General features: G+C 73.2%; 13 protein-coding genes. 7 read left to right on the forward strand and 6 right to left on the reverse strand.

Going from position 1 to position 12,113, the window contains the following annotated elements; all coding sequences use genetic code 11:
• Positions 1-491: SRPBCC family protein (locus ACFVHO_RS32440; protein ID WP_385722521.1), on the reverse strand; the 491-nt coding region annotated here is incomplete at its 3' end.
• A gap of 178 nt (positions 492-669) precedes the next feature.
• Between ACFVHO_RS32440 and ACFVHO_RS32445 the strand changes: the two genes are divergently transcribed.
• Together ACFVHO_RS32445 and helR are read left to right on the forward strand one after the other, a co-directional pair.
• Positions 670-1,038, forward strand: a complete 369-nt coding sequence (locus ACFVHO_RS32445; protein ID WP_385722524.1) for an ASCH domain-containing protein — start codon at positions 670-672, stop codon at positions 1,036-1,038.
• Between the two features lie 177 nt (positions 1,039-1,215).
• The gene (gene helR / locus ACFVHO_RS32450; RefSeq protein ID WP_385722527.1) at positions 1,216-3,417 is read left to right on the forward strand and encodes an RNA polymerase recycling motor ATPase HelR; all 2,202 of its coding nucleotides are present in this window, start codon (positions 1,216-1,218) and stop codon (positions 3,415-3,417) included.
• Positions 3,418-3,429: 12 nt separating this feature from the next.
• On the opposite strand, the gene ACFVHO_RS32455 is transcribed toward helR, so the two are convergent.
• Positions 3,430-3,927 carry a winged helix-turn-helix transcriptional regulator gene (locus tag ACFVHO_RS32455; protein ID WP_385722530.1) on the reverse strand — a complete coding sequence of 166 codons (498 nt, stop codon included), beginning with the start codon at positions 3,925-3,927 and terminating at the stop codon, positions 3,430-3,432.
• A 46-nt stretch (positions 3,928-3,973) separates the two neighbouring features.
• Positions 3,974-4,663 (reverse strand): CGNR zinc finger domain-containing protein, encoded by a 690-nt coding sequence (locus ACFVHO_RS32460; RefSeq protein ID WP_385722684.1) that lies wholly within the window; start codon positions 4,661-4,663, stop codon positions 3,974-3,976.
• A gap of 92 nt (positions 4,664-4,755) precedes the next feature.
• Between ACFVHO_RS32460 and ACFVHO_RS32465 the strand changes: the two genes are divergently transcribed.
• Positions 4,756-6,000 (forward strand): MFS transporter, encoded by a 1,245-nt coding sequence (locus tag ACFVHO_RS32465; protein ID WP_385722532.1) that lies wholly within the window; start codon positions 4,756-4,758, stop codon positions 5,998-6,000.
• Here ACFVHO_RS32465 and ACFVHO_RS32470 read toward each other — a convergent pair.
• Positions 5,997-6,605 carry a TetR/AcrR family transcriptional regulator gene (locus tag ACFVHO_RS32470; protein WP_385722535.1) on the reverse strand — a complete coding sequence of 203 codons (609 nt, stop codon included), beginning with the start codon at positions 6,603-6,605 and terminating at the stop codon, positions 5,997-5,999. The genes ACFVHO_RS32465 and ACFVHO_RS32470 overlap by 4 nt on opposite strands.
• A gap of 109 nt (positions 6,606-6,714) precedes the next feature.
• On the opposite strand from ACFVHO_RS32470, the gene ACFVHO_RS32475 reads away from it, so the two are divergent.
• The 3 genes from ACFVHO_RS32475 (at position 6,715) to ACFVHO_RS32485 (ending at position 9,630) form a co-directional block, all read left to right on the forward strand.
• A complete protein-coding gene (locus tag ACFVHO_RS32475; protein ID WP_385722537.1) occupies positions 6,715-8,190 on the forward strand; it encodes a cytochrome P450 in 1,476 nt (491 codons plus the stop codon).
• Positions 8,191-8,320: 130 nt separating this feature from the next.
• The gene (locus ACFVHO_RS32480) at positions 8,321-8,587 is read left to right on the forward strand and encodes a hypothetical protein (protein WP_385722539.1); all 267 of its coding nucleotides are present in this window, start codon (positions 8,321-8,323) and stop codon (positions 8,585-8,587) included.
• The gene (locus ACFVHO_RS32485; protein WP_385722542.1) at positions 8,584-9,630 is read left to right on the forward strand and encodes a glutathione S-transferase family protein; all 1,047 of its coding nucleotides are present in this window, start codon (positions 8,584-8,586) and stop codon (positions 9,628-9,630) included. Before ACFVHO_RS32480 ends, ACFVHO_RS32485 begins: the two co-directional genes overlap by 4 nt.
• A 24-nt stretch (positions 9,631-9,654) precedes the next feature.
• Here ACFVHO_RS32485 and ACFVHO_RS32490 read toward each other — a convergent pair whose 3' ends face one another.
• Positions 9,655-10,869, reverse strand: a complete 1,215-nt coding sequence (locus ACFVHO_RS32490) for a glycosyltransferase (protein ID WP_385722544.1) — start codon at positions 10,867-10,869, stop codon at positions 9,655-9,657.
• The gene (locus tag ACFVHO_RS32495; protein WP_385722547.1) at positions 10,857-11,753 is read right to left on the reverse strand and encodes a MerR family transcriptional regulator; all 897 of its coding nucleotides are present in this window, start codon (positions 11,751-11,753) and stop codon (positions 10,857-10,859) included. Before ACFVHO_RS32495 ends, ACFVHO_RS32490 begins: the two co-directional genes overlap by 13 nt.
• A gap of 186 nt (positions 11,754-11,939) precedes the next feature.
• Between ACFVHO_RS32495 and rpmF the strand changes: the two genes are divergently transcribed.
• Positions 11,940-12,110: a 50S ribosomal protein L32 gene (gene rpmF, locus ACFVHO_RS32500; RefSeq protein WP_380853219.1), complete on the forward strand. Its 171-nt coding sequence runs from the start codon at positions 11,940-11,942 to the stop codon at positions 12,108-12,110.
• Positions 12,111-12,113: the final 3 nt, after the last annotated feature.

Below are 12,113 nucleotides of genomic sequence, written 5' to 3' on the forward strand. Positions count from 1 at the left end.
GCCTTGATGGTGTCCAGGGTGGCGTTCATCCCGCGCTCCAGTTCCCGCATCCGCACGAAGACGATCTTCTGCTCCTTCTCCGGCGCCCGCTCGATGGCGAGCGAGAGGCCGGAAGGCCCTGGTCCCATCCGCATCCAGTGCGTCAGCTCAGTGCCGCCGTCGCGGCCCTGGAGGCTGAACCGCCAGGAGGCGCTGGGGTGTTCGGGGTCGGTGACCGCCCAGCCGAAGACGCGGGGCGCCTCGCACTCGACGACGTGGGACGTGGTCGTCCACGCTCCGAAGGCCTCGTGTTCGTTGTGTCCGGCGAAGCGCGCGCCCCGGGCCGGGGCGGCGGCGCCGTCCAGCCACTCCACGGCCCGCAGTTCGCCGCTGCGGCCCGGCATCAGCGTGATGTCGGTGGCGAGGTCCCACACCCGGTGGGGCGGCGCGTCGATCCAGGTGCGCACCTCGACGGTCGGCTGGTCCACGTAACGTACGCCAGTCCACTCCATGGCCAGCAGAGTTGCTCAACAGGACTGACCTGTCAAGGAGTTCGCGCGCCGCCCGCGCACCCGGAAAACGGGATCCGGCCGTGGTCGGTTCGGGCACACTGGTGCCGTCGGATCCCTTGAGCGGGGCGAACGAGGCGAGGCGGGCGAGGCGAGGACGATGTGGCCGCGAGTCAATGGAATGCGCTCCCTCGAGCTCGGCACCCCGGGGGCGCTGCGGGCCGAGCTGAACAGCCTCGTCCTCGCGGGGGCGAAGACCAGCACGACCGGTCTCCTCGCCGACTACGCGACGGAGACCGAGGGCCTGGAGTATCCCGGCGAGCGTCTGGCCGTCCTGGACGACGACGGCGGGTGCGTGGCCACGGTCGAGATCACCGGCGTTCAGGTGCTGCCCTTCGCCGAGGTGACGTGGGCGCACGCCGACGCCGAGGGCGAGGGATTCGCCGACCTCGCCGACTGGCGCTCGGGGCACCTTCGCTACTGGGCGCGGCAGGGGGCGTCGGTCACGGACGGCACCCTCGTGGTGTGCCTGGCCTTCCGGCTGCCGTAGGACGCGTGGGAGTCGGGCGCCCGTAGAAATCGGGCAAAAAAGAAAGCAAGGAGAACTACCTCTCCTTGCCACTCTTAACTTATAGCGCACCGGGGGGCTTGCGGCAAGGCCCCCGTCGTACCGCAGAATCGCTGACCTCAGCCAGCCGGACCTGCGGAAATGGGAGATTCACCCAGCATGACCTCCGTGACCACCAGTGCGTTCAACCTGCCCGACCGACTCGACGCCAAGGCCGATCCGGCGCTGATCGCCGACGACGAACAGCACTTCGCGGCCATCGCGGAGACCCTCGCGCAGACCATCGCCGAGCTGTCGGACCGCCTGGACACCGTGCTCAGGGCGCCCGGCGGCATCGGCCGCCAGGGCCTCGACCGGGACGCGGAGGTCCACCGGCTCACCGCACGGCTGCGCGCCCTGCGCCGCTTCGGCCTGGACCTGTGTCTGGGACGCGTGGTCGGCGCGGACGACCCGGAGCCGCTGCACGTCGGGCGGCTCGGCCTCACCGACAGCTCGGGGCGCCGGCTCCTGATCGACTGGCGCTCCCCCGCGGCCGAGCCGTTCTTCGCGGCGACGCACGCCGAGCCGATGGGCCTGGCGAGCCGTCGCAGGTACCGCTGGACCGGCGGGCGGATCAGCGACTACTGGGACGAGGTGTTCACCGCCGACGGCCTCGAGCACCACGCCGCGCTCGACGACCAGTCCGCGTTCATCGCCAGCCTGGGCAGCAACCGGTCGGAGCGGATGCGGGACGTGCTCGGCACCATCCAGGCCGACCAGGACGCCATCATCCGCGCGGGTTCCCGCGGTGCCCTCGTCGTCGACGGCGGCCCCGGCACGGGCAAGACCGTCGTCGCGCTGCACCGCTCCGCGTACCTCCTGTACTCCGACCCCCGCCTCGGCCACCATCGGCGCGGCGGCGGCATCCTGTTCGTCGGCCCGCACGAGCCCTATCTGGGCTACGTCGCCGACGTCCTGCCGAGCCTCGGTGAGGACGGTGTGCAGACCTGCACCCTGCGGGACCTGGTCGCCGAGGGCGCGACGGCGGCCCCTGAGACCGACCCGGACGTGGCCCGTCTGAAGTCGTCCGCGGACATGGTGCGGGCGATCGAGAAGGCCGTCGCGTTCTACGAGGAGCCGCCCACCGAGGCCATGAGCGTCTCGACGCCCTGGACCGAGGTCCTGGTGGGCGCCGACGACTGGGCCGAGGCGTTCAGGGCGCCGGGCCCCGGCACCCCGCACAACGAGGCGCGGGAGCAGATCTGGGAGGAACTGGCCACGCTCCTGATGGACAAGCTGGGGATGGACGAGGAGGAGGGCGGCATCTCGCCCGAGCTGTTCCTGCGCTCGCTGCGCCAGGACCGTGAACTGGTCGCGGCCCTCGACCGCGCGTGGCCGCTGATCGAGGCCGCCGACCTCGTCTCCGACCTGTGGACGGTCCCCGCCTACCTGCGGATGTGCGCGCCCTGGCTCGACCGCGACGAGGTGCGAAGGCTCCAGCGCAAGGACGCGCCCCAGGCCTGGACGGTGTCCGACCTGCCGCTCCTGGACGCGGCACGCCAGCGCCTCGGCGACCCGGAGGCGGCCCGTCTGAAGCGCCGCCGGGCCGCCGCCGTCGCCGCCGAGCGCGAGCGCATGGCCCGCGTCATCGACGAGATCATCACGACCGCCGACATCGACTCGGCGGGGGACGAGAGCGAGGGCGCGGTGCGGATCCTGCGCGGAAAGGACCTCCAGGACAGCCTGATCGACGAGGACGCCCTGCCCACCGCCGACCGGGACCGGCTCGCGGGGCCGTTCGCGCACATCGTCGTCGACGAGGCGCAGGAACTGACCGACGCCCAGTGGCAGATGCTGCTGCTTCGCTGCCCGTCCCGGAGCTTCACCATCGTCGGCGACCGCGCCCAGGCCAGGCACGGGTTCACGGAGTCGTGGGCGGAGCGCCTGGAGCGGGCCGGGCTCGACCGGATCCGGGAGGCCTCCCTGACCGTCAACTACCGCACCCCGGAAGAGATCATGACGGAGGCCGAGCCGGTCGTCCGGGCCGTGATCCCGGACGCCAACGTGCCGACGTCCATCCGCAGCAACGGCCTGCCCGTCGTCCACGGCTCCGTCACGGACCTGGCCTCGGTCCTCGACGACTGGCTGGCCACGCACGCCGACGGAACAGCCTGCGTCATCGCCACGCGGACCACCGAGGTCGACGCGCTGCCGGCGACGCCCCGCGTCCGTTCCCTGACCCCGGAGCTGTCCAAGGGACTTGAGTTCGACCTGGTCGTCCTCATCGACCCGGGGTCGTACGGCGAGGGCGTCGAGGGGGCGGTGGACCGCTATGTCGCGATGACCCGGGCGACGCAGCAGCTCGTCGTGCTCACGAGCTGACGTCCGGGGATCTCACTGGGCGAAACGTCGGCGCACCTCGGCTCGTTCGGCCAGGCGGTCCGGGAAGCCCGGGCCCATCCGGGGCCGGGTGTCCGCGGCCGTCATGGGCTCCTTGCAGTGCCCGCACACGACCTCGGCGGCGCTGTCGTGGCCGCAGGGCTCGTGCCGGAAGACGACCGGCGCGCCGTCGTCGCCGCTGAGCCAGCGGTTGCCCCAGCTGTTCATCGCGGCGAGCACCCCGAAGAAGTCGCGGCCCTTCTCGGTGAGTACGTAGTCGTGGCGCACCGGATCGCTCTGGTACGGGCGCTTCTCCAGCAGCCCCTCGTCGACCAGGCGTCGCAGCCGGTCGGCGAGGGTGTTGCGGGCGATGCCGAGTGCCTGCTGGAACGCGTCGAACCGTGTGACTCCGTAGAAGGCCTCGCGCAGCACCAGCGGCGTCCACCAGTCGCCGAGCAGGTCCATGGTGCGCGCGATGGAACAGGGCCAATTCGCAAAGGAGGTCCGCCTCATGGGGTCAGCATAGGAAGGGTTCGCGCACGTGTACGCCTTCTGGAGTTCACCGGTTCTCCTCGGGCCCCTGGTGTCCCCGGCCCCTCCGGGGCGGACGGCCCTCCTTGGCGCGCCGGTGGTCCGCCACTCGTTCGCGGGTCGCGCACCGCGGTGAGCAGTAGCGGCGTTCGGCCCCGCTGCCGCCGGTGGCGTACACGTTGCCGCAGCGCGTTGACGCGCACAGGCCGCCCGGGGGCCGCTGGCGGTCCCAGACGAGGACGGCGAGGGCCATGCAGGACGAGGCGAGGAACCACTCGGCCCAGGGTGCGGAGTCGTCGCTGTCGAGGTGGATGTGCCACGGCGAGCCGCCGCCGTGCGCGGTGAGCCGGACCGGGCCGCAGCCCTCGGCGAGGAGCCGGTTCAGTCGCGTCGCCGCCGCGTCGACATCGGGGGCGGCGAAGACCTCTCTCAGCCGCTCGGCGACGGCGCTCATGTCCGCCACGTCCGCGGCGGTCACGCCCAGCGGATCGGCCTCGCCGTACTCGCGCAGGACCGCTTCGATCGCTTCGACCGCTTCAGGCATGTCGATCGCCTCGAGCGAGCCGGTCGTGGGCGCAGCGGCCCCGTCGACGCTGAGGACGTTGACGAGCGCGGCGGCGCGCTGCGCGGACCGCAGCACGGAATGGCGGGTGGACCACTCGCTCGCCGACCCGCGCTTGGGCTCACTCGTCGAACCGTGCTTCGGCTCGTGCTGCAACGGGTCGGCGGTTTCTGCGTCGTTCGGCCTCTTCACACACGTCAGCGTAACGCCCTTCCCTGGACTCTCCGTTACCTTGTAACGTGCTGTAAATGCCAAAGCGTTACAGCATGCCGCTCTATCTCGTCGGCGCCACGGCCGCCCGCACCGGGGACGAGATGTCGGGCCCGGCGCTGCTCCTGGTGGGCCTCTCGGTGACCGGGTCGGCGTCGGCGGCTTCGGCGCTCCTGTCGGGGATCACCGTGTCGGCGGCCGTGGGCGGGCCCGTCTTCGGCGCGATGCTGGACAGGGCGGCTCGTCCCGGGCGGCTCCTCGCGGGGGCGCTGGCCGCGTACTGCGCGGCGCTGCTCGTCATCCTGCTGAGCCTCGGGCGGCTGCCGCTGCCGGTCGTCCTCGCCACCGCCGTGTGCGGCGGGCTGCTTGGGCCCGCGCTCGCCGGTGGGTGGACCTCGCAACTCCCGCGGGTGGCCGCCCCGGAGGGCCTGCCGCGCGCCAACGCTCTGGACGCGCTGACGTTCAACACGGCGAGCCTCGCGGGCCCCGCCCTGGCCGGTGCGGTCGCGATGGCGGCGGGTGCGGCAGCGGGCGTCGTCGTGTCCCTGGCGCTGATCGCCCTCGCGCTCCCGGCCGCGTGGACGCTCCCGAGGCGCGCCCCGGCGGTCCGCGCCGAGCCGTCCTCGTCGGTCGCCGGACTCGTCGCCGACCTCGCCGCGGGCTTCGCCGCCATCGGCCGCACCCGGCCCCTCGCCCGCGCCACCCTCACCTCCGTCGTCTCCTACGTCGGCGTCGGCATGCTGGTGACCTGCACTCCCCTGCTCGGCGAACGGGCCCTGGGCACGACCGGTTCGGGCACGTTCCTGCTCGCGGCCCTCGCCGCCGCGTCCCTCCTCGCGAACGCGCTCCTCGCCCGGCGACCCGACCTGCTGCGGCCCGACGCCACGATCCTGGGCAGCGTCCTCGCCCTCGCTCTCGCGCTGCTCCTCGCCGCGGCCCTGTCGCCCCTCGCGCTGTTCGCGGCGATGGCGGTGGCCGGGGCGGGTGCCGGACCGCAGTTGACCGCGCTGTTCGCGGTGCGTCACCGGGAGGCCCCCGAGCGGCTGCGCGGCCAGATCTTCACCACCGGCGCCAGCCTCAAGATCACCGGGTTCGCGATCGGCGCGGGCATCGGCGGCCCGATCGCCACCTGGTCGCTCTCCGGCTCGCTCCTCGTCGCCGCGGCCTTCGAGCTCCTCGCCGCACTGTGCTTCGCGCTCCTCACGGTGGCACCCCCACGCCACCCGGACGCGCCGCCCTCACACGCGCCCCGGGCGCGCGTACGGCCGGGCCGTCCCGGTTAGGGCAGGATCGCGCCGAGCAGCGCCCGCGCGCACAGGTCCCGCACCTGTGCGCGCGTCAGCTCCGGCTCCTCCAGCCACTCCAGACACACCGCGACCATGAAGGCCAGCCAGCCGCGCACGGCGAGGCGCACCGCGGGCAGTTCGGCGGCCAGGGGGGCCGTCTCGGGGTCCGCGGCGAGGGCGGCGAGGATCTGGCGTTCCTGGGCGGCGAGGCCCTCGCGGTAGACCTCGCGGACCGTGGGGTCGCCCGCCGCCTTCGCGCCGTGGAAGGCGCGGAAGCCCTGGGCGTGGCCCTCGACGTACCCGAGGAAGGCGTCGAGACCGGCGCCGAGCTGCTCGCGCACGGGCCGTCCGGGTTCGGCGGCCGTCAGGCGCAGCATGCGCTCGCTCTCGCGCTGCACGACGGCGGCGAAGAAGTCCCGTTTGGTCGGGAAGTAGTGGTAGAGGAGCCCGCGGGAGACGCCCGCGATCTCGGCGACCTGCTCGATCCAGACGTCGTCGTAGGGGTTCTGCGCGAACAGTCGCGCGCCCACGGTCAGGAGTTGCTCCCTGCGCTCCTCGGTGCTCAGTCTGCGGCGCGTGCGCTCCTGCGGATTCGCGACCATGCGAGCACCTTACTTGACGTCGGTTCAACAACAGGACCAGACTCGGCCTCCTATTGAATCCACGTACAACAGGCTCGAACGAGCCCTGTGCACAGAGGAGATGGCGGTCATGGCGCAGACGACGCAGCCGACGGGAAGTGCCGAGCCGCTGCCCGGGGACCTGCCGAAGGGATTCCGCGACGCGGAGGCCGGCTGGCCCGAGCTGCGCCGCATACCGCACCCGCCACGCCGGGTGCCGCTGGTCGGCGACGTGCTCGGGGCGAACGTCCGCACGCCCGTACAGGACTCGATGCGCATCGGCCGCGCCCTGGGGCCGATCTTCCGGCGCAAGGCCTTCGGCAAGGAGATCGTGTTCGTCTGGGGCGCGCGGCTCGCGGCGGACCTGGCCGACGAGGCGCGGTTCGCCAAGCACGTGGGGCTCGGGGTGGCCAATCTGCGTCCGGTCGCGGGCGACGGCCTGTTCACGGCGTACAACCACGAACCGAACTGGCAGCTCGCGCACGACATCCTCGCGCCCGGGTTCAGCCGTGAGGCGATGGCGGGCTATCACCCGCTGATGCTGGACGTGGCCGGGCAGCTGACGGCTCGCTGGGACGGCGCGGCCGCCGCGGGACGACCCGTGGACGTGCCGGGCGACATGACGAAGCTGACCCTGGAGACCATCGCCCGCACGGGTTTCGGGCACGACTTCGGTTCCTTCGAGCGGTCCCGGCCGCATCCCTTCGTGACCGCGATGGTCGGCACGCTCACCCACGCCCAGCGGCGCAACGTCCTGCCGCCCGCGCTCGCGCCACTGCTCCTGCGCCGGTCCGAGCGGCGCAACGCCGCCGACATGGCGTATCTGAACCGGACCGTCGACAAGGTCGTCGCGACCCGCCGCGCCGCGGACGCCTCGGGCGCCCCGGGCGACCTGCTCGACCGGATGCTCGACGTAGCCCACCCCGACACCGGTGAGCGGCTTTCGGCGGAGAACATCCGGCGCCAGGTCATCACCTTCCTGGTCGCGGGGCACGAGACGACGTCGGGCGCCCTGTCGTTCGCGCTGCACTATCTGGCGGGGCATCCCGAGGTGTGCGCCCGCGCGCGGGAGGAGGTCGAGCAGGTGTGGGGGCGGACGGAGGTGCCCGCGTACGAGCAGGTGGCCAAGCTCCGTTACGTACGCCGGGTGCTCGACGAGTCGCTGCGGCTGTGGCCGACCGCCCCGGCGTTCGCGCGCGAGGCCCTGCACGACACGGTGCTCGACGGGGCGCACCCGATGCGGCGGGGCGCGTGGGCGCTGGTCCTGACGATGCTGCTGCACCGGGACGAGGAGGCGTGGGGCGACCGGCCGGAGGCGTTCGACCCCGACCGGTTCACGCCCGCCGCGGTGCGCGCCCGGCCGCCGCACGTCTTCAAGCCGTTCGGCACGGGCGCGCGGGCCTGCATCGGCCGTCAGTTCGCCCTGCACGAGGCGACGTTGGTGCTCGGGCTGCTGCTGCGGCGCTACGACCTGGTGCCGGAGGCGGGCTACCGGCTGCGGGTCGCCGAGCGGCTCACGCTCATGCCGGAGGGGCTGCGGCTGCGGCTCGTACGGCGAACCGGCTGAGGGCGGCTTCGTCCGGGGCGGCTCGTGGGGCACGCGCGCGTGGTGGTTGAAGGGCAATTGTCAGACCCGTGCGCAAGAGTGGGGGTTGCACCTTCGACCCTGGTGACCGCGCGCAAAGGAGCCCACCGACATGACCGGCACGACACACCCCGAACTGGCCGCGGCACAGGCGTGCTTGCGCCTCCTCCACACCGCACGCGCCGCCCTGTCCGGACCCGCGACGGCGCAGACCGCCGCGCTGCTCGCCGTGCCGATCGCGGAAGCCGACGAGGCGCTGCGCCGGGCGGGCCTCGCGGGCAACGAGGCCGCGCTCCTGAACAGGATCTACGACCTGTCACCACCCGCACCCGGCCCCGTGCCTGCCCCCGCCCCTCGCCCCGAAGGCAGCCTGCGGTGAGCGGCGCGGAGCGGGAGTCGGCGGGCAGCGAGAAGGCGGGCGGCAACGACACGTACGGCAAGAAGCCGTTCAAGCGCTCGCGCAGTCACTTCGCCGACCGCGTCACGGCCGACGGCCGCGACGGCTGGCCGGTGGAGGCCGGGCGGTATCGCCTGGTGGTGAGCCGGGCCTGCCCCTGGGCGAGCCGCGCCCTGATCTCCCGCAGGCTCCTCGGCCTGGAGGGCGTGCTCTCGCTGGCGGTCGCCGACCCGATCCAGGACGACCGCAGCTGGCGCTTCACGCTGGACCCGGGCGGCCGCGACCCGGTCCTCGGGATCCGCCATCTCAGCGAGGCGTACGACGCGCGGGAGACGGGCTATCCGGGCGGGGTGAGCGTCCCGGCGATCGTGGACGTCCCGAGCGGCAGGCTGGTCACGAACGACTACCAGCAGCTGACCCTGGACCTCGCCACCGAGTGGACGGCCCTGCACCGCCCCGGAGCACCCGATCTGTACCCCGAAGCGCTGCGCGACGAGATCGACACCGTCATGGACGGCATCTACCGCGACGTCAACAACGGCGTGTACAGATCGGGTTTCGCGTCCTCCCAGAGCGAGTACGAGAGCGCGTGCCGGGACGTGTTCCGGCGCCTGGAGGAGACGTCGCGGCGCCTCGCCGACCGCCGCTATCTGGTCGGCGACAGCATCACGGAGGCGGACATCCGCCTGTTCACGACGCTGGTGCGCTTCGACGCCGTCTACCACGGCCACTTCAAGTGCAACCGCTGGAAGCTGACCGAGGACCCGGTCCTCTGGGCGTACGCCCGCGATCTGTACCAGACACCGGGCTTCGGCGACACGGTCGACTTCGACCACATCAAGCGGCACTACTACGAAGTGCACACGGGCATCAACCCGACCGCCATCGTGCCGCTCGGCCCGGACCTCGGCGGCTGGCTGACACCGCATCACCGCGAGGAGCTCGGCGGCAGCCCGTTCGGGAAGGGCACGGCGCCGGGGCCGGTCCCGGAGGGCGAGGAGGTGCCGGAGGCCGGGCGGCCGTGAGGCGCGTCGGCGGGCACCGGTGCCTCATGCACGCCCGAGCCGCTCCACGGCCTTGAGGACCCGGCCCGCCCCGTCCTCCGCCGCCATCGACCGGGAGACGGCCATGGCGGCGGAGGCGCAGGCCGGTTCGTGCACCGCGTGGATGAGCGCGTCGGCCAGGCGCTCCGCCGTGAGCGCGCGGAACGGGAGAGGGGCGGGGGCGGCACCGAGCGCCGTCAGGCGCGCCGCCCAGAAGGGCTGGTCGGCGGTCACGGGCACGGGCACGGCCGGGACTCCGGCGCGCAGCCCCGCCGCCGTGGTGCCCGCGCCCGCGTGGTGCACCACGGCCGCCATACGGGGGAAGAGCAGGGTGTGCGGCAGCTCGCCGACCGCGAGGACGTCGTCGCCGGACGCCGCCAGGCCCGCCCGCCCGGACTGCAGGACGCCCCGGAGTCCGGCCCGCCGCAGCGCCGCCACGGCGAGTTCGCCGAGGCATTCGCCCTCGCCCGCCGCCATGCTGCCGAAGCCGACGAAGACGGGTGGCGGACCGGACGTCAGGAAGTCCTCGACCCGGGGCGGCAGTCGCTCGTCCGGGTCGTGGTACGGCCACCAGTTGCCGACGACGTCGAGCCCGGCGCGCCAGTCGGCCGGACGCGGTACGACCGCCGGGCTGAAGCCGTGGAGCACCGGCCAGGCCGCCCTTTCCTGACGTGCGCGCACGTCTGCCAGAGGGGCGGCCGGAAGCCCGAGGCGGGTCCGCAGGTCCCGCACCGCGTCGGCGTACACGCGGTCGACCATGCGCAGGGAGAAGCGCCCCAGGGCGCGGTTGCCCCAGCGCCCCAGGGACCGCGCGCCGCTCACGACCGGGGCGAACTCCCCTGTCGGATGGGCGGGCTGGAGGTAGGCGCCGATCGTCGGCACGTCGAGGGCCTCCGCGAGCTGCCAGCCCGGCGGGGCCGTCGTCGTGGACAGGACGAGCAGTTCGTCGCCGTCGTCGACGGCGTCCGCGAGTCCGGCACCGAGGTCACGTACGAAGGCACCGGCCGCCCGCATCAGCTCGCGGCGCCCCGCCACCGCCCCTGAGGCACGCGTGTCGGCGGGCAGCGGCCGGAACCCCAGTCCGGCGCCGCGCACCAGCGGCGCGAAACTCTCGTGCGTGGCGAGCGCGACCTCGTGCCCGGCCGCACGCAGGCGGGCGCCCAGGCCGGTGTACGGGGCGACGTCGCCGTGGGAACCGGCGGCGGTGATCAGCACTCGCATCGCACACCCCCGTGAGTCTCACCCTCAGCTTTAGCTTTACCCTCGGCGTCGCCGTGACCGCGACCGCTACGGCCACCACCACCGCCACCACCGGCTTCGGCGAGCGCATCAGCGTCGGCACGCACATCGGCGTTGGCGCGGACGGCCTCCCATAAGTACCGGGCGAGCCCGGGGCGCTGCTGGGACGGCGGCACGACCAGCGCGAACGCCCGGGCGTCGGTGACGAAGTCGTCGGCGATGCGCAGGTGCATGGCGGGCGGGCAGTCGGTGAACCAGCGGCCGATGTGCCGCCGGTGCTCGTCGGCGAGGGCCCTGGCCTGCTGACCGTCGGCGGGCTCGTGGGCGTCGAAGGCCGCGAGGAGCCGCTCGCGCCAGGCCGCCGCCTCGCCCATGAGGCAGGCCCAGTCCTCCTGGGAGTGGGCGGCGGCGCGGGCCATGGCCTCCTGGTGTCCTGCGCTGTCCGCCCATTTGATCTCGGCCTCGGTGGCGTAGCTCAGGTCGAAGGTGATCTCGCCGAAGACCTCGAAGCGTTCCCGCGGGGTCAGCCTCACCCCCGTCTCCTGGACCTCCATGGCGCGGTCGGCGACCTCGACGAGCCGTTCGAGCCTGTCGATCTGCTCGCGCAGGGTGCGGCGCCGGGCCCGGAGCAGGTCGGGCGCGTTGGCCTGGGGGTCCGAGAGGATCTCGGCGATCTCGTCGAGCGCGAAGCCGAGTTCGCGGTAGAAGAGGATCTGCTGGAGCCGGGCGAGGTCGGTCTCGCCGTACAGCCGGTAGCCGCCTGCGCTGCGCTCGCTCGGCGCCAGCAGGCCGGTCCGGTCGTAGTGGTGCAGCGTACGGACCGTGACCCCGGCGAAACCCGCGACCTGCCCGACGGTATAGCTCATGATCGTCACCCTTTCGTCGCCGTACAGCGTGCAGCCTGACGTGACGTGAGGGTCAACGGGCGCCGGTGACGGCGCGGGCTCCGGTCGTGCGGCCAGGAGGGCGGGGCCCGCTTTTGTTAATGGGATCCATTTTCATGTAGCCTCTGACCAGCTTTCCCGCCCGCACGCACCACCCCGGAGGACCCCATGGCCGTACCCAAGCGGAAGATGTCCCGCAGCAACACACGGCACCGCCGCGCCCAGTGGAAGGCCACCACCCCGCAGCTGGCGCCCGTGACGGTCGACGGCGTCACGCATCTCGTACCGCAGCGCCTGATCAAGGCGTACGAGCGCGGCCTCATCACCCCCGAGGGCTGACGG

It is taken from the genome of Streptomyces sp. NPDC127108 (assembly GCF_042677545.1).
Lineage (GTDB): Bacteria > Actinomycetota > Actinomycetes > Streptomycetales > Streptomycetaceae > Streptomyces.